We start from the raw sequence: 17,158 nt of genomic DNA, 5'->3' as shown, positions 1-17,158 counted from the left end.
TGGCTATTTTCTAAGAGCTCTTCTCAATAAAAATAGATATGAAAAAAGAAGCTATAAAAACATTAGGGGCATTAAAGGCCTCAGGTTATCAATCAAAGTCTATTAAAGACGAATTAAGAGATAATTTAATTGAAAATATAAAACAGAAGAAAACCACCTTTCAAGGAATTCATGGCTATGAGAATACGGTAATTCCAGAGTTAGAGCGTGCTATTTTATCGCGTCATAATATTAACTTATTAGGATTAAGAGGACAGGCAAAAACCCGTTTAGCGCGAATGATGGTACAACTTTTAGACGCTTATATTCCTGTTGTGGAAGGTTCAGAGATTAATGATGACCCTTTGGCGCCAATCTCTAGATATGCCGTAGAATTAATTGCCGAAAAAGGCGATGAAACACCTATTACTTGGTTGCCTAGAGAGGATCGTTTTGCAGAAAAACTAGCAACACCAGATGTCACGGTTGCCGACCTTATAGGAGATGTTGATCCTATAAAAGCGGCCAATTTAAAATTAAGTTATGCTGATGATCGTGTTATTCACTACGGTATGATTCCACGTGCGAACCGTTGTATTTTTGTGATTAACGAATTGCCTGATTTGCAAGCCCGTATTCAAGTAGCGTTATTTAATATTCTGCAAGAAGGCGATATTCAGATTCGCGGTTTTAAGTTGCGTTTAGCCTTAGATATGCAATTTGTCTTTACGGCTAATCCTGAAGATTATACCAATAGAGGTAGTATTGTAACGCCTTTAAAAGATCGGATAGGCTCTCAGATCTTAACACATTATCCAGGGAATGTAGAAACGGCCCGAACCATTACCGCTCAAGAAGCCCAATTAGATACCCGACAATCAGAATCGGTTTATGTGCCAGAATTGGCTAAAGATTTGTTGGAGCAGATTAGTTTTGAAGCGAGAGAAAGTGAGTATGTAGATGTTAAAAGTGGGGTTAGTGCGCGTATGAGTATTACCGCTTTTGAAAACCTTTTAAGTACGGCAGAACGTCGTGCCTTGCTCGCCGGAGACAATGAAACTACGGTGCGTTTAGCGGATTTTATTGGTGTTATTCCGGCCATTACAGGGAAAGTAGAATTGGTTTATGAAGGCGAGCAGGAAGGTGCCGATTTTGTGGCCAATGCCTTAATGGAAGCGGCGGTGAAAACGTTGTTCCCAAACTATTTTCCTAAAGTAGAAAAGCTTGAAAAGCATGGCGAAGAAACCCCTTATGACGATCTTATTTCTTGGTTTTTCAACAGTAATGGTTTCGAATTATTAAATGAATTTGATGATGCAACGTATAAGGCTAAATTAGATGAAGTTACTCCTCTAGATGCCCTTATTGCAGATTACCAACCCGAAATAGATCCGAAGGATGTTTATTTTGAAAAAGAATTTATTCTATGGGGATTAACACAGTATAAAAAACTGAGTAAATACCGTTATTCTAAAGGAATGCAGTTTCAAGATCCTTACGGAAATTATATCAGTGGCTTATAGCGTATAGAATTAGGTTGAAAACCAGTCTTGAGGAGAAGACTATAAGGACATAAGGCAATAGGTTTTACTTTTTTTTAATCTATTGATGTAAACCTATCGATTACCACGAGTTTTAATATTAGCATCGCAGAGTTTTATAATCTCTGCGATTCTTTTTTGTTTGGTATCCTCACGTTTGGCTTGGTTAAGCCAATAGAGATATCCTTTTTTGTAACTCGGAGCAAACTTGTTAAAATTGGAGTAAGCGTTTTTGTTTTTATCAAAAGCACGCTGAAGATTATCAGGAATCACACCTTGCTCTACATCATCTAAAGCTGTCCAGCTGCCATTAGCTTTAGCAAGAGTTATAGCTTTAAGACCACTAGAATGCATTAAATTGTTTTGTTGCAGCGCTACAACGTAGTTTTTGTTTACGGCACTCCAAACGCTTTTTGGTTTCCGAGGGCAAAAGTACTGCCGGCGTTTTCCTTCGCCTAAACTTTTTACCGTAGCATCAATCCAACCATAGCAAAGCGCCACTTTAACGGCTTCTTCCCATCGCATTGATTTCTTTTCGTGATTAACTTTATAGAAAATTAAATACAAGCCTTTAGCCGTAGCATGATTGTCGTGTAACCATGCACGCCATTCTGTGTCAGATTCAAAATATAATTCAGGTAATTCCATGCTTAGGTCCCGAGAAAGCGGGAATCTTTTATTTTAGACCTGTCGGTTTTTTTAGTCTTACTGAATTCAGTTGAGTGCGTTGTCTAGCTGAAGTCAACTTTGAAGTTATTTTTTTATTTCTTTTGAATTAACATAGAAATTTCGATCAATAACCAATGGTGTTGTACTCGACTTTATGGTTAGCGATTTCCATTCTGATTTAGGATAAATCCATTGTTCTTTATCGCCAATAAGAACTTTTATAGGCATGTCAAAACCATCAACAATGGCTGTCCAACGATACTTTAAGGTTCCCTTTTTTATTTCATATTCTAAAGTAGGGATTTTTGTTGTTCTTAAATACTGATTGAAAAAGGCTGTTAAATCGATGCCGGTTTGTTCACTTAAATAATCTTCAATTTGTTGCGTGGTCACGGTTTGGTGATAGAACTCCGAGTTTAATCCTCGTAAGATTTGGCGCCATTTATCATCATCTTCTACTAATTGACGTAAGGTGTGTAGTAAATTTTCACCTTTATAATACATATCACTAGAACCTTCATGATTAACATTATACACACCAATTAAAGGGCGATCATTTTGAATATTCCTGCGGGTTCCAATCACATAATCTGCTGCAGCTTCTTTACCGTAGTAATAGTCTAAGAAGAGGTTTTCAGAATAGGAGGTAAACGCTTCATGAATCCACATGTCAGCAATGTCTTTATTGGTGATATTGTTAGCAAACCATTCGTGTCCAGCTTCATGAATAATAATAAAATCAAATTTTAATCCCCAACCTGTTCCGGATAAATCTCTACCCAAATAGCCTTTTTTATACTGATTACCATAGGTTACAGAGCTTTGGTGTTCCATGCCTAAATAAGGCACTTCCACCAGCTTAAAACTATCTTCATAAAAAGGATATGGTCCAAACCAATACTCAAAAGCTTCCATCATTTTAGGCGCATCTTTAAAGTGTACTTTGGCCATCTCTAAATGCTCTTTTAAGACATAGTAATTCATGTCTAAATCACCTTTTTTACCTTTGTAAACTTCAGAGAAGTTGGCATAATCTCCAATATTGATGTTCACCCCGTAGTTATTAATCGGATTATTTACAAACCAATGAGAGGTTACCGTATCACCGTTATCTACAAGTTTTCGTAAGCGGCCGTTAGAAACATTGGTAAGCCCTTTAGGGTTGGTAACACTTATAAGCATACTATCAACCTCGTCGTACATATGATCCTTATTTGGCCACCAAACACTAGCACCCAAACCTTGACAAGAGGTAGCGATAAAATCTTTGCCATTATGATCTTTTTTCCAAGAAAAGCCTCCATCCCAAGGGGCACGTTTTGCTTCTTTAGGATGTCCTTTATAAAAAACGTCTAAAGTGTTTATATCCCCTGTGTTTTGAGGTCGCTCTAATGTAATAAAGTGGGCATTACCATCTTTTTTAACAGGTAATACTTTACCATCTTGAAGGACTTTAGTGATTTCTAAAGGTGCTTGTAAATCAATTTGTAGGACCTGATAGGGTTTTAAAACCTTATATTGAATGCTGTTTTTTCCTGAAATAAATTTTGTTGCAGGTTGCACTTCAACATCAAGATGGTAATAGGTTAAATCCCACCATTCGCGTTCAGGTGTAATACTACCTCTTAGAGTGTCTTGATGTGTAAACGTGTTTTTTTCAGTTAACAGTCCTTGACTGTGTCCTAGTGAAACAAACAATAAAGTAAAAAGTATATATGCAAAGGGTTTCATAACAAGGTTATAAGGTTAAATCAATAGTAAGGCTTGAGGTTCCGTTTTATCTTAAAATTTTATTTGGGAATACAACGACACTTTCATGTCCGTCTTCAGCCACTGCGGCCACACCAAAGAAGGAGTTATCAATAACAATACCGTCTAAGGTAAACTCAGTAACATCTTCTACATAACGGCTGTGATCCCAGGTTGGCGAGGTAGTTGCTCTCCAGTAAATTTTATAACCCTTAGCACCTTCAACTTTAGACCATTTTAATTTTGCTGACGCTTCTACAATACCGCCAATACTAACTGTTTTTGGTGAAGGTGGGGCAGAAGCTAAACTTGCCATAGTAATCGCATTTACCGTCGTTAATTTTTTACAATAAGGAATATTAACATGCTCGAAGGTATCTCCGTAGGCTATACCATTTTCAAAACGAAGATCTTGGTGTTGCTGTGTATAGTTTTCATGAGCTTCCATAATTCTCAGTCCCGGAAAACCCGCATCGTTAAAAGGTCTATGATGACCACCACGCCCAAAACGATCTAATCGGTAAACGAGCATAGGGTTCATTTCTGGCATATAGGTTTTTGTTGTTTTATAAACATAACGTGCTAATTGACGCGATACGCCATCCACTTCACCACCATAAAAGCGTCTTGCCGTGGCTTGTTGCGCTAATCGTTCTGGATCGGTTTCTGCTGTGGTTATGGGTTCAGAAAAAATTCTGAATGTTCTATTGTCTATAACCCCATCTACGCCTGAAATATTTCCAATCATATCGTTATTTAAAACTCCGATAATTTCCCATTGCTGTTCCTTAGCGTAAGCGGCTAAACCTTGTCCGCCAAATAAACCTTGCTCTTCACCTGAAAGTCCCACATAAATAATGCTATTTTCAAACTGATATTTTGAGAGCACTCGGGCGGCTTCCATAGCACCTGCCATTCCTGTGGCATTGTCATTGGCACCCGGAGCATCGGAGGTATAATCGTTAGGGTTTGTCACTCTAGAGTCAATATCCCCACTCATTATAATATAACGATTAGGGTAGGTAGTACCACGTTGTATTGCAACGACGTTAACGACATTAACGTCTTTAACGATACGTTGGTTACGACCTTTTTCAACAAAATTGTTTTGATAAAAGACGTCCAAGCAATCGTTACAATCTTTGGAGATATTATCGAATTCCGATTTTATCCAACGGCGGGCCGCCCCAATACCTCTAGTATTAGAAACGGTATCGCTCAGTGTATGTCGAGTTCCAAAATCAGCAAGAGTTTTGATGTCTTTTTCAAGACGTTGTTCTGATACCGCATCAATGATGTTATAAATTTTAGGATCGGTTTGAGCGCCTAAATTTAAACCTAAAGCTAAGGTTAGAACTAATAATGGTTTATGCATCTAAAGTTAATTTTTCTAAGAGTTGTCTTACTTCTTCAGGGCCTTTAATTTGATACTTAGCTTTTGTTTTTACATAGCCAACTTTAATGGTTGTTGCTAATTCTGGAGCCGCTTCAAACATGTATTCATCGGTCCAATCATCGCCCATAATTAAAATAAAATCGTAATCTTCTTTTCGTAACAGTTGAGTAGTCGCTCTTCCTTTGTTAACATTACTACTTTTTATCTCAATAACTTTATTCCCTTGTAATACTGATAGTTCATTATTGGCAACCATACTGGTAAGGACGGTATTAATTTCTAAGGTACGGATTTGTGCCAATTCAGGGTCTGCGGTACGGTAATGCCACGCTAAAGAGTATTCTTTTTCTTCAATAAAAGTTCCTGGCGTTCGGTCTACAAAAGTTTCAAGAATAGGTTTAATGTTGGCCATCCATTCCGTTTTCAGAATTTCTAAAGGCGTCCATTCTTTATGTTCGCGCATCCAAACACCGTGGTCGGTAATTAAGTCGTAATCTTTTTTAGCGTACCAATCTTCAAAGGTTGCTTTATCTCTACCGCTAATTAAACATAACCTTGTGTTATCTTGGTTTTCAAACTTGTCTAATAAGTTAAACAGTTTGGCATCTGGTTTTGCATCTTGCGGATTATCTTTAAAGCCCACCAAAGTACCGTCATAATCTAAAAGAACGAGTCGGTTTTTAGCGTTTTTAAACTGTTCTACAATATTAGCTTCTTCCGTGTCATTTAACTTTTTAGACACAGCAACTTCTTGAATTTGGTTGGTTGCTTCTAAGGTTTTAAAGAATTCTTCAGCCCATTTCTCAACATCATACCTTTTAAGGCGTTTTTGTAAGATTTTCATTCGGCTTTGCTGTTCCTCTAAAGGCATTGTTAAAGCTTTATCTAATGCCGTGGCAAAATCTTCAAGGCTATTAGGATTGATCAAAATAGCTTCGTTCATTTCTTTTGCCGCACCGGCCATTTCACTTAAAATAAGAACACCATCTTGTTTGGTACGTGTTGCTACATATTCTTTGGCGACTAAATTCATACCATCTCTCACAGGGGTAATTAAGGCAATGTCTGATGAGGTGTAGAGGTCGATAAGGTTTTCAAAAGGTAAGGATCTGTAGAAATACCAAATTGGTGTCCAACTCACCGTAGAAAACTCACCATTAATACGGCCCACTAATTCATCGGTTTCACGTTTTAGCTTTTGGTATTGCGGCACATTAGATCGTGAAGGTACGGCAAGCATAACCAATCTTACTTTCTCCTTATATTGTGGATAGGTGTTTAGAAAATGCTCAAAAGCTCGTAAACGATTTGGAATTCCTTTGGTGTAATCTAAACGATCAATACTTAAAATGAATTTTTGATCATCGCCTTCATTAAGGTGGGTATCCAAACGTTTTTGTAATTCTGATTTTTTAGTGTCCGGATTATCATGCGCTAATGCGGCATTAGAGAATTTTCCGTAGTCAATACCCATTGGGAACGAATCTACTTTTACAATTCTATCGTGATAAGTTATTTCATTAAAATTAACATCGAGACGTAAAATACGTTTTACAGAACTTAAGAAATGACGTTCGTAATCGTAGGTATGGAACCCTATTAAATCGGCACCCAACATTCCGGTTAGGAGTTCTTGACGCCATGGGAAGGTTCTAAAAATCTCATAAGAAGGAAAGGGGATATGTAAAAAGAATCCTATAGTAACATCTGGTCTCTTGTCCTTTATAAGTTGCGGTAAGAGGAGTAATTGGTAATCGTGAACCCAAACCGTATCGCCTTCTTCTATGGTCTCTAATACCACTTCAGCAAATTTTTCATTAACCCGTTTATAGGCGTCCCATTGTTCGGTTTCAAATTTGGTATATTCTAAGAAGTAATGAAATAATGGCCATAGGGTACGATTACTGAATCCTAAATAAAAATCTTCAACATCGGCTTCTGTAAGTCCGACCGCTTTACATTTAGCGTTTTCAATTTTTTCATTGACTTTAGGTTTTAAGTCTTCATCTAAATCTTCATCAGTAATACCAGACCATCCCACCCAAACGCCATTTCCATCGGCATGAACGGACTTCATTCCTGTGGCAAGTCCTCCAACACTGGGAGTTACGTTTAGTTTGTCTTCTTCAATTGATATTTGTAATGGGAGTCTGTTAGAAACTATTATTGTTTTATTCATGATAATATTTTGGATGGTTTTCAAGATTTTCGTTAATTTAAAGAAATTAGAATTTTTATCATCATTTTAAATCAAAAAATTAATGAATAATTTAGATTACGGAATTATAGGAAATTGTAGAAGTGCCGCTTTAATATCCAAAGAAGCGTCTATTGATTGGTGTTGTTTGCCTAAATTTGATTCTGCATCTGTATTCGCAAAGTTATTAGATGATAACATTGGGGGAAGCTTTGGATTTGACGTAGACGAGGGCTATACCACTGATCAGTTTTATCAAGAAAATACGGCCATTTTAGTGACGCGCTTTACTAAAGGCAATGATGTCTTTGAGGTGATTGACTTTATGCCGAGATATCATAAACCCAATGGCGATTACCATTCTCCTCCAGAATTTATTAGATACCTTAAATATATCTCTGGAGCGCCACAACTAAAAGTGGCTTATGATCCTAAATTAGAATATGCCAAAGGAGTAACGTCTACTTATGTTAAAGACGATTTTATTGTTAGTTTAAATAACGAGGATACTTACGATACGCTATTTTTATATACCGATCTCGATAAGACGGCGGTGATTAATGCTGAAACCATAACGCTAGAATCTGACCATTTCTTCCTTGTTGGTTATAATGAAAAGTTATTTGTACCGCATTTAAAATATGCAAGTTTAGAATATGAACGTACAAAGGTTTATTGGTTAAATTGGTTAGAACGCACCCCAACGTATAAGAAATTTAATGAACAAATTTCGCGTAGTGCCATGACTTTAAAGTTACTGAGTTATGATAAAACAGGTGCCGTTTTAGCCGCAGCAACAACGTCTTTACCAGAAACGATTGGTGAAGTTAGAAATTGGGATTATAGGTTCTGTTGGATTAGAGATGCCTCTATGGTGATTAAAGTGATGTCGCAACTAGGTCATAAAAATATAGCGAGACGTTATCTTCAGTTTATTATTGACCTCATGCCTGATAAGGATGAAAAACTACAGATTATGTATGGCATCAGTGGGGAGAAAAAATTAACAGAAGAATCCTTAGACCATCTTTCAGGTTATAAAAACTCCAGCCCTGTACGCGTTGGTAATGCCGCGTATATGCAAAAGCAGAACGATATCTACGGAATATTAATGGATGTAATTCATCAGTTATTAGTCAATTTTAGTAATGATATTGACAATGGTGAAGAGTTATGGACCATGACTAAAGGAATTGTTTGGGTGGTGAGTAAGCACTGGAGAGAACCTGATAAGGGAATTTGGGAGTTTAGAGAAGGCGATCAGCACTTTACATTTTCTAAAGTATTATGTTGGACCGCGGTTGATAAAGCTTTAAAAGTGGCTCAATTATTAGGGAAAACGTCTAAAATAGCCAAGTGGGAAGCTTTAGAACAAGATATTAGACAAGATATTATGGATAATGCTTGGAATGAAAAGGCGCAGGCCTTTACACAGGCTTACCATACTGAAGATTTAGATGCTTCTGTGTTACTCATGGAATCTTACGGTTTTATAGACGCTAAACATCCAAAATTTGTGAGTACGGTAAAAGCTATTGAGCGCGAATTATGCTACGAAGGATTGTTATACCGCTATAAAACGAAGGATGATTTTGGTTTACCATCATCTTCATTTACCATTTGTACGTTTTGGTTTATAAACAGTTTATATAAAATAGGCGAAGAGCAAAAGGCCACCGAGCAATTTGAAAAACTCCTGTCTTACAGTAATCACTTAGGTTTATTTAGTGAGGATATTGATTTTAAGACCAAACGCTTACTTGGGAATTTCCCACAAGCCTATTCACATTTGGCCTTAATTGAAACTGCAATTAACTTATCTAATGTAACTACGGCAGAAGAGCGCGTAAAAACAATCATAAGAACGAAACATTAATTAATCTTTTAAAAGAAGTGTTCCGAAGATATTAGCATCAATCCATCCTCTGTTTTTATCTTCACCTTCTACAGGAATAGAGCCAATAAAGTGCTCACGTTCTAGGCTTTTGTCATTGTCACAGTAGGCAATGGCAAAGCCTATTTTTTTGTCTGCACTTAGTGCCACTGGGGTATTTGTGCCCTTATCGTTATAAGAATCGTCATATAAGGCCATTTTTACTTCCCAAATTGTCGTGTTGCCTATAGTTCTATTTTTAGATTCTACATGAGAATTGTAAAGTTTCCCGATTTTTTCAGTAGACATATCCGCAACATTCCCGTCTAAAGCAATATGATAAGCAAAGGCATTATGGTTGTATTGGTGTTCGCCACCGCTATTATCTTCATCAACAAAAATTTCTAAGCAGTCGTCATCCCACCATCGTTCTAATGGATCTTCAATTGTATCGATTAAGGTATCGTCTTTAATTTCGGCTAAAACGTAAAGTGCCTCATCAGACCAGCTTAATTTAAAACGGCCCGAATAATCTTCTTTTGATAGGGAATCGCCTAACCATACTTGGTCTATAGCGTACCAGCTGCTTTTTGCCCATGCAGAATCGTTAGCAACAGCATCTATAACAATGGTATCTTTAGCTTTATACACGTGTCGTAATTGCTTTTCAGTTTTAGACGTTGCTATTTTTTGAGTTGGTTGAGTCGTTTCTTTATTTGTATCTGTTTCCGCTGTTTTCGATTCATTTTTACAATTAAAAACTAGCGTTAAAAGGAGTAGGAGGTAAGCGGCTTTGGTCATGGTTAGTTGTTGTAATTAAATTTTACGGGATCTACCGTTTGGTTTTTATTTTTAATTGCGACGTCGATAGTGATTTCATTAGCAGAAACTTTTTCAAAAGTCATGCCCTCAAAAGTAACTTTATTTTCTGTAATTTCTTTTAAAGGAAAATTTACGGTCTCTTCTATGGATTTCCAACCTGTTAAATCAGAACTAAAATGTTTTAGTTGAAGCATTAAAGAATTTTCGACTTCTCGGATCACTTCAATTTCATAAAAGATGACTTGTTATTTAACGAATGTTAAAGATTATGGAATCGTTACCAACCCGAATGGATAAACGGACATTGCTAATATGATATATAAAGCCTTAATAATGGAAGACTAAAAGTTTCATTTATAAACTAAAAAAAGCCAATGCTAACCCTAATCATGGAAGGGAAGCATTGGCTTTTTGAACTTAACTTAACTTAACTTAAAATTACTAAAAACAGTATTTCTTTTCTGCTTTTACTTTTTCTGCGATCTCAATACGTAAGTCTACAATATCAGGATAGTTCGTGTATTTTGTGAAACGTTTAAGTCCCATTAACATCATACGTTGCTCATCACCTTCAGCAAAAGAAATGATACTTTCTTTTCCTTTTTCCTCAACGATATCTACGGCGTGGTATAAGTATAATTTAGCCATGGCGATTTGTGCAGATTGCGTATCTTCACCAAAGCGCTTCGCATTTTTCTCTGTTCTTAAGATGGCTGATTCTGCCATATAGATTTCAATTAAGATATCTGCAGCCGCAATTAAGAGTTGTTGGTGCTCTTCAAGCTGAGGTCCAAATTTTTGAACAGCTCCACCCGCAACCATTAAGAAGGCTTTTTTTAGTTTGGCAATCATGGCCTTTTCTTCTGAAAATAATTCGGAATAATCCGGAGTTTCAAAAGAAGGGATTCCCATGAGTTCTTCTTGTACTTTTTGTGCAGGACCTAACAAGTCTACATGACCTTTCATGGCTTTCTTTACCAACATGCCTACACAAAGCATACGGTTAATTTCGTTTGTTCCTTCGTAGATTCTTGCAATTCTTGCATCTCTCCAGGCGGCTTCCATTGGGGTGTCTTCAGAGAAGCCCATTCCTCCAAATATTTGGATCCCTTCATCAGCAGAAGCTTGTACATCTTCTGAGACGGCAACTTTTAAAATTGAACATTCAATGGCATATTCTTCAACACCTTTTAATTCTGCTTCTTGATGCGTATTTCCGGCTGCTTCACGCATGGCAATGCGGTCTTCAATATTTTTGGCTGCTCTATAAGTCGCTGATTCACCGGCGTAGGCATTGGCGGCCATTTCTGCTAACTTGGTTTTAATAGCACCAAAATCTGCAATAGGCGTTTTAAATTGTTTACGTTCGGTAGCGTATTCTACTGCGGTGGTTAAGATGCGACGTTGCGAATCTAAACAAGCGGCGGCCAATTTAATACGGCCAACATTAAGGGCGTTCATGGCAATTTTAAAACCTTCACCACGACCGGCTAACATGTTTTCAACAGGAACAACCGTATCATTAAAAAATACTTGTCGTGTTGAAGAGGCACGAATACCTAATTTATGTTCTTCTTCGCCTAACGTAATCCCATTTGGGTTTTCATCATCGTATTCTACAATAAATCCGGTAATGTTTTTATCATCTTCAATACGTGCAAAAACAATCATTAAACTACAGAAACCCGCGTTAGAGATCCACATCTTCTGTCCGTTAATTTTGTACGACTTGCCATCGGCTGAAAGTTCAGCAGTGGTTTTACCAGAATTGGCATCTGATCCGGCTCCAGGTTCTGTTAAACAGTAGGCTCCAAACCATTCCCCAGAAGCTAATTTAGGAACGTATTTTTGTTTTTGTTCTTCGGTACCGTATAAGGTAATTGGCATTGTACCAATCCCTGTATGAGCACCAAAAGCCGTACTAAATGATCCTGTACCCGAAGAGATATAGTCACAGGTTAAAACTGTAGAGACAAAACCCATACCCATTCCGCCGTAGGCTTCAGGGACCGCAACGCTTAAAAAGCCCATTTCACCAGCTTTACGCATCACCTCTTCGGTTAAAGCGTAATCTTTAGCTTCAAATCTTGCTTTATGAGCAATAATTTCACGATCGTTGAATTCCATCACGGATTCTTTCATCATGTTTTGTTCCTCTGAGAAATCTTCAGGAGTAAACACATCTTCACAATTTGTTTCTTTTACTAGGAATTGACCTCCGCGTAGGATATCTTTTTCTTCTGTTGCCATATGTTTTTTTAGTTTATTTAGATCTATGAACCAAGGATCAAGACGACTGAAGTCCGGATTTGAAACTTGAAATCATTTTCTGTATTTGTTTAATTCTTTGTTCTAATTCTTTAAATTTTTCTTCTGAAATGTAACTTTCATTAAAAGCGACATTCAGTTGTGTTTCCCATTCAAAAGCAGAACCTAAACTATGTTCTAAATAGTTTGAAAAATGTTTATTTGAACTTTTACTTGTTCCTTCAGCTATATTTGAAGGAATAGAAACGGCACATCTATTCATCTGACTTATTAATCCATAAGTTTCAAATTTTGGAAAACTTCTCGTAATTTTATAAGACTCGGAAACCAAATCCATGCTTTCATTCCAAATTTTTAGTTTCTTGAAATTATGCATGATTTTTAGTCTTTTGTCTTGGTTCTTGACTCTTTTAATCTTGTTTCTAATTCAAAAACTCAAATATCCCACAAGCCCCTTGACCTGTACCCACACACATGGTAACGGCTCCATATTGCCCTTTCATGTCGCGTTTACGCATTTCATCAAATAGTTGTACGGATAGTTTTGCTCCTGTGCATCCTAAGGGGTGACCTAAGGCGATGGCTCCACCGTTGACGTTAATAATGTCAGGGTTGAGGTTCAGTTCCCTAATAACGGCTAAGGATTGAGAGGCAAAGGCTTCGTTAAGCTCAATAAGTGCCAGATCGTCTTGTTTTAATCCGGCTTGTTTTAACGCCTTAGGTATGGCTTTTACAGGGCCAATTCCCATGATGCGTGGTTCTACACCAGCCGCCGCATAGTTGACCATTCTTGCAATAGGTTCTAAACCTAATTCTTTAACCATGTCTTCACTCATCACCATTACAAATGCTGCACCATCACTCATTTGAGATGAGTTTCCGGCCGTAACACTTCCACCAGCAGCAAATACAGCTCTTAATTTGGCTAATGCTTCTTTATTGGTGCCTTTTCTTGGACCTTCATCTTTAGTGACGGTATAGGATTTGGTTGCTTTTTTACCATTGGCATCGATATAAGTTTCATCAACTTCAATAGGTACAATTTGATCTTGAAAACGATCTTCAGCTTGCGCTTTTAAGGCTTTCATATGCGAATTGTAGGCAAATTCATCCTGATCTTCACGTGAGACATTAAACTGTTTGGCTACTGCTTCTGCTGTGTTTCCCATTCCCCAATAATAGTCTTCATGGCCAGCCTTAACAATATCGTAGTTAAGTTCTGGTTTAAATCCTGTCATGGGTACGGCACTCATGCTTTCGGCACCACCAGCAATGATACAATCGGCCATTCCGGCCTGTATTTTTGCTGTAGCCATTCCGATAGTTTCAACTCCAGAGGAACAAAAACGATTGACGGTAACTCCAGGGACATCTACGATATCTAAGCCCATTAAAGAGATGAGGCGTGCCATATTTAATCCTTGAGAACCTTCTGGCATAGCGTTACCAACAATAACATCGTCAATACGCTTCGGATCTAAATTAGGCAGTTCTTTCATCATATATTTGATGGTTTCCGCTGCTAATTCATCGGTTCTTTTAAAACGGAACACGCCTTTTGGTGCTTTACCAACTGCGGTTCTGTATGCTTTTACTATATATGCGGTCTTCATAATTCTATTGTTTAATTTTGGAAGAGACTCAAGAAAATAGATAAGAGAAAAATAACTTTCTGATCGGTCTCTAAATACTGTCGTTAAGAATCTTTACTCTTTTTTCTAGTTACGTAACGGTTTCCCTTTGGTTAACATGTGTTGAATACGTTCTAAAGTTTTTCGTTCAGTACATAAACTTAAGAAGGCCTCACGCTCTAGATCTAATAAATATTGTTCGCTCACTAAGGTAGGTTCAGACAAATCACCACCAGCCATAACATAAGCGAGTTTATTCGCAATTTTCTTATCGTGCTCACTGATATAATTAGAGTCTTCCATAGAATCGGTTCCTACTAAGAACATCCCTAAGGCTTGTTTTCCTAATACCTTAACGTCTTTACGTTTTACAGGTTGGGTATAGCCCATATTGGCCATGAGCATTGCGTGTTGTTTGGCCACAGCAATCTGACGATCTTTGTTTACCACAACGACATCTTTTCCTTTTTGAAGAATGCCAAAATCGAAAGCTTCATAAGCTGATGTTGCTACTTTAGCCATCCCTATTGTTAAGAAATACTCTTGAAGGGTGTTCAGTTGTACGTCCCCTTTCTTAAAGGTATCAGATGCTCTTAAAGCCATTTCCTTAGAACCCCCACCACCTGGGATAACACCAACGCCAAATTCTACTAAACCAATATAGGTTTCTGCCGCTGCAACAACTTTATCGGCATGCATAGAAAGTTCACATCCACCACCAAGAGCCATTCCATGAGGAGCAGCGATGGTAGGAATAGAGGAGTAGCGCATACGCATCATGGTATCTTGGAAATACTTGATGGCCATATTCAATTCGTCATACTCTTGCTCTGCTGCCATCATAAAAATCATTCCGATGTTAGCACCTACAGAGAAGTTTGCAGCTTGGTTACCGACGACTAAACCGGCAAAATCTTTTTCGGCTAAATCAATAGCTTTATTAAGACCGGCAAGGACATCACCACCAATCGTATTCATTTTAGATTGAAATTCTACATTAAGAATACCATCGCCTAAATCTTCTACAACAACACCTGAGTTTTTAAAGACTTCGTTTGTTTTTCTAATGTTATCTAGAATAATAAAACTGTCTTGTCCTGGTATTTTAGTATGTGATTTCTTTGGAATATCATAGGCATAGCTAGCACCATCTTTTACAGTATAAAAACTGTCGTGCCCAGAGGCTAACATGTCATCAACCCAAGCTTTAGGTTCTAAGCCTTCAGCTTTCATCATTTCAATTCCTTTGGAAACGCCAATAGCATCCCAAATTTGAAACGGTCCATGTTCCCAGCCGAATCCGGCTTTCATGGCATCATCAATCTTATATAAGTCGTCTGAAATTTCTGGAATACGGTGCGAAACGTAAGCAAATAAGGCGGCAAAGCTTTTTCTGTAGAATTCTCCCGCTTTGTCTTTTCCGTTGACTAAAACTTTAAATCGGTCTACAACTTTATCAATCGTTTTCGTAAGTTCTAAAGTTGCAAATTTGGCACGTTTCTTTTCTCTATATTCTAATGTGTTGAGGTCTAAAGAAAGAATTTCAGTTTTGCCTTTATCGTTTTTGGTCTTTTTATAAAATCCTTGACCGGTTTTACTCCCCAACCACTTATTTTCCATCATGGTATTGATAAAATCTGGGAGTTGAAATAGCTCTAAACGCTCGTCATCAGGACAATTTTCACTAATACCATTGGCTACATGTACTAAAGTATCTAAACCAACGACATCTACCGTACGGAAGGTGGCCGATTTAGGTCTACCAATAACAGGTCCTGTAAGTTTGTCTACTTCTTCAATAGTAAGGTCTAAATCTTTTACAGTATGAAATAAACTTTGAATACTGAATATTCCAATACGGTTTCCTATAAACGCAGGAGTATCTTTAGCAACAACCGAAGTTTTTCCTAAGAATTTTTCACCATAGTCATTTAAGAATTCTAAAACTGTGTTATCTGTTTTAGGACCTGGAATAATCTCAAATAATTTTAAATAACGTGCGGGGTTAAAGAAGTGTGTTCCGCAGAAATGCTTCTGGAAATCTTCACTACGACCTTCGCTCATAAACTTAATAGGAATACCTGACGTATTAGAGGTAATCAGGGTTCCTGGAGTTCTATGTTTTTCTAATGTTTCAAAGACTTGTTGTTTAATGTCTAAGCGTTCTACAACGACTTCCATGATCCAATCTACATCCTTCACTTTTGCGATATCATCTTCGATATTTCCAGTAGTAATTCGGCTGGCAAAAGAAGGATGATAGAGCGGTGCGGGTTTCGATTTTATAGACGCAGCTAAAGCCTCGTTAACTAAGCGGTTTCTCACCACTTTATCTTCTAAGGTTAAGCCTTTCGCTTTTTCTTTATCATTCAATGCTCTTGGCACAATATCCAAGAGTAAGACATCAACGCCAATATTGGCAAAATGACAGGCAATACCGCTTCCCATAATTCCGGAGCCGATAATTGCAATCTTATTAATTCTACGTTTGCTCATATTACTTTATTATGTGTTCGTTTTGGTTGTATATTTGTTTGTTAGAGATCATGTTATTGATGACTTCGGCAACCTTCTGAAAGTTGGCTAGTTCCTCGGGGGTAACATTAGCTTTTATGGTTTCATTAAAGGTTAAAACTCGAGCTTTAGAATAGTTCCTTTTTTCTAAACCAAATTCGGTTAAAAAAATCAAAACACCACGTCCATCTTCAGGGTTAGGACGACGTTCTATTAAGCCTTTTTTTTCCATCGTCTTTAAGGTTCTGGAAAGACTTGTGGCTTCCATTCCCATTTTAGGCCCTAGAGAGGTCGATGGGGTGCCATTTTCGGGGTCAATACTAAGTAAGGCAAAGCCTGTAGCCATCGTTGAGTCAAATTTAGCAGCTTCTTCGTTGTACATTTTATTAACCGCTAACCAAGTGGTTCTTAGTATGTAATCTATCGTTTTATCTTTCATTAAAATATATTGATACCCAAATATAACAAAAAATACTATGCACGCATAGTAAATTAAGAGAATATTTTGTTAAAGAATGG

Annotated in this window: 13 protein-coding genes; 2 read left to right on the top strand and 11 right to left on the bottom strand. The window is 37.5% G+C overall.

The genetic code is table 11. The annotated features are described in order from the left end of the window. The first annotated feature begins 38 nt into the window (after nt 1-38). A complete protein-coding gene (locus ACFQ13_RS01385; RefSeq protein WP_386113298.1) occupies nt 39-1,502 on the top strand; it encodes a magnesium chelatase in 1,464 nt (487 codons plus the stop codon). 93 nt (nt 1,503-1,595) lie between these two features. Here ACFQ13_RS01385 and ACFQ13_RS01380 read toward each other — a convergent pair whose 3' ends face one another. From ACFQ13_RS01380 to ACFQ13_RS01365, 4 genes are all read right to left on the bottom strand, one after another. Next, nucleotides 1,596-2,168 (bottom strand): YdeI/OmpD-associated family protein, encoded by a 573-nt coding sequence (locus ACFQ13_RS01380; protein ID WP_386113297.1) that lies wholly within the window; start codon nt 2,166-2,168, stop codon nt 1,596-1,598. 105 nt (nt 2,169-2,273) lie between these two features. Beyond that, entirely contained in the window at nt 2,274-3,920 is a 1,647-nt protein-coding gene (locus ACFQ13_RS01375; protein WP_386113296.1) for a M1 family metallopeptidase, read from the bottom strand. 46 nt (nt 3,921-3,966) lie between these two features. After that, entirely contained in the window at nt 3,967-5,313 is a 1,347-nt protein-coding gene (locus ACFQ13_RS01370) for a M28 family peptidase (protein WP_386113295.1), read from the bottom strand. Next, nucleotides 5,306-7,513, bottom strand: a complete 2,208-nt coding sequence (locus tag ACFQ13_RS01365; RefSeq protein WP_386113294.1) for a bifunctional alpha,alpha-trehalose-phosphate synthase (UDP-forming)/trehalose-phosphatase — start codon at nt 7,511-7,513, stop codon at nt 5,306-5,308. Before ACFQ13_RS01365 ends, ACFQ13_RS01370 begins: the two co-directional genes overlap by 8 nt. Before the next feature lie 82 nt (nt 7,514-7,595). Between ACFQ13_RS01365 and ACFQ13_RS01360 the strand changes: the two genes are divergently transcribed. Continuing rightward, nucleotides 7,596-9,407 carry a glycoside hydrolase family 15 protein gene (locus ACFQ13_RS01360; protein WP_386113293.1) on the top strand — a complete coding sequence of 604 codons (1,812 nt, stop codon included), beginning with the start codon at nt 7,596-7,598 and terminating at the stop codon, nt 9,405-9,407. On the opposite strand, the gene ACFQ13_RS01355 is transcribed toward ACFQ13_RS01360, so the two are convergent. From ACFQ13_RS01355 to ACFQ13_RS01325, 7 genes are all read right to left on the bottom strand, one after another. Then, nucleotides 9,408-10,205 (bottom strand): sugar-binding protein, encoded by a 798-nt coding sequence (locus tag ACFQ13_RS01355; protein WP_386113292.1) that lies wholly within the window; start codon nt 10,203-10,205, stop codon nt 9,408-9,410. Nucleotides 10,206-10,207: 2 nt separating this feature from the next. Next, nucleotides 10,208-10,465: a DUF6265 family protein gene (locus ACFQ13_RS01350; RefSeq protein WP_386113400.1), complete on the bottom strand. Its 258-nt coding sequence runs from the start codon at nt 10,463-10,465 to the stop codon at nt 10,208-10,210. A gap of 202 nt (nt 10,466-10,667) precedes the next feature. Then, nucleotides 10,668-12,476 carry an acyl-CoA dehydrogenase family protein gene (locus tag ACFQ13_RS01345; protein ID WP_386113291.1) on the bottom strand — a complete coding sequence of 603 codons (1,809 nt, stop codon included), beginning with the start codon at nt 12,474-12,476 and terminating at the stop codon, nt 10,668-10,670. A 37-nt stretch (nt 12,477-12,513) separates the two neighbouring features. Beyond that, nucleotides 12,514-12,870, bottom strand: a complete 357-nt coding sequence (locus tag ACFQ13_RS01340) for a four helix bundle protein (protein ID WP_386113290.1) — start codon at nt 12,868-12,870, stop codon at nt 12,514-12,516. Between the two features lie 46 nt (nt 12,871-12,916). Continuing rightward, complete coding sequence (locus ACFQ13_RS01335) at nt 12,917-14,107, bottom strand: acetyl-CoA C-acyltransferase (protein ID WP_386113289.1); 1,191 nt, start codon at nt 14,105-14,107, stop codon at nt 12,917-12,919. Between the two features lie 105 nt (nt 14,108-14,212). After that, complete coding sequence (locus ACFQ13_RS01330; RefSeq protein WP_386113288.1) at nt 14,213-16,621, bottom strand: 3-hydroxyacyl-CoA dehydrogenase/enoyl-CoA hydratase family protein; 2,409 nt, start codon at nt 16,619-16,621, stop codon at nt 14,213-14,215. Between the two features lies 1 nt (nt 16,622). Then, nucleotides 16,623-17,078 carry a MarR family winged helix-turn-helix transcriptional regulator gene (locus tag ACFQ13_RS01325; protein ID WP_114309954.1) on the bottom strand — a complete coding sequence of 152 codons (456 nt, stop codon included), beginning with the start codon at nt 17,076-17,078 and terminating at the stop codon, nt 16,623-16,625. Between the last annotated feature and the right edge of the window lie 80 nt (nt 17,079-17,158).

The sequence above is a fragment of the Winogradskyella rapida genome, from assembly GCF_042675845.1.
Lineage (GTDB): Bacteria > Bacteroidota > Bacteroidia > Flavobacteriales > Flavobacteriaceae > Winogradskyella > Winogradskyella rapida.
Note: the sequence above shows the minus strand (reverse complement) of the source record. Positions and strands in the feature narration are given on the sequence as shown.

What these genes read in the sequence shown, in the direction of transcription:
- ACFQ13_RS01325 (WP_114309954.1), bottom strand. Translation starts at nt 17,078, where the DNA reads ATGAAAGATAAAACGATAGATTACATACTAAGAACCACTTGGTTAGCG.
- ACFQ13_RS01370 (WP_386113295.1), bottom strand. Translation starts at nt 5,313, where the DNA reads ATGCATAAACCATTATTAGTTCTAACCTTAGCTTTAGGTTTAAATTTA.
- ACFQ13_RS01360 (WP_386113293.1), top strand. Translation starts at nt 7,596, where the DNA reads ATGAATAATTTAGATTACGGAATTATAGGAAATTGTAGAAGTGCCGCT.
- ACFQ13_RS01330 (WP_386113288.1), bottom strand. Translation starts at nt 16,621, where the DNA reads ATGAGCAAACGTAGAATTAATAAGATTGCAATTATCGGCTCCGGAATT.
- ACFQ13_RS01385 (WP_386113298.1), top strand. Translation starts at nt 39, where the DNA reads ATGAAAAAAGAAGCTATAAAAACATTAGGGGCATTAAAGGCCTCAGGT.
- ACFQ13_RS01375 (WP_386113296.1), bottom strand. Translation starts at nt 3,920, where the DNA reads ATGAAACCCTTTGCATATATACTTTTTACTTTATTGTTTGTTTCACTA.
- ACFQ13_RS01355 (WP_386113292.1), bottom strand. Translation starts at nt 10,205, where the DNA reads ATGACCAAAGCCGCTTACCTCCTACTCCTTTTAACGCTAGTTTTTAAT.
- ACFQ13_RS01365 (WP_386113294.1), bottom strand. Translation starts at nt 7,513, where the DNA reads ATGAATAAAACAATAATAGTTTCTAACAGACTCCCATTACAAATATCA.
- ACFQ13_RS01335 (WP_386113289.1), bottom strand. Translation starts at nt 14,107, where the DNA reads ATGAAGACCGCATATATAGTAAAAGCATACAGAACCGCAGTTGGTAAA.
- ACFQ13_RS01340 (WP_386113290.1), bottom strand. Translation starts at nt 12,870, where the DNA reads ATGCATAATTTCAAGAAACTAAAAATTTGGAATGAAAGCATGGATTTG.
- ACFQ13_RS01345 (WP_386113291.1), bottom strand. Translation starts at nt 12,476, where the DNA reads ATGGCAACAGAAGAAAAAGATATCCTACGCGGAGGTCAATTCCTAGTA.
- ACFQ13_RS01380 (WP_386113297.1), bottom strand. Translation starts at nt 2,168, where the DNA reads ATGGAATTACCTGAATTATATTTTGAATCTGACACAGAATGGCGTGCA.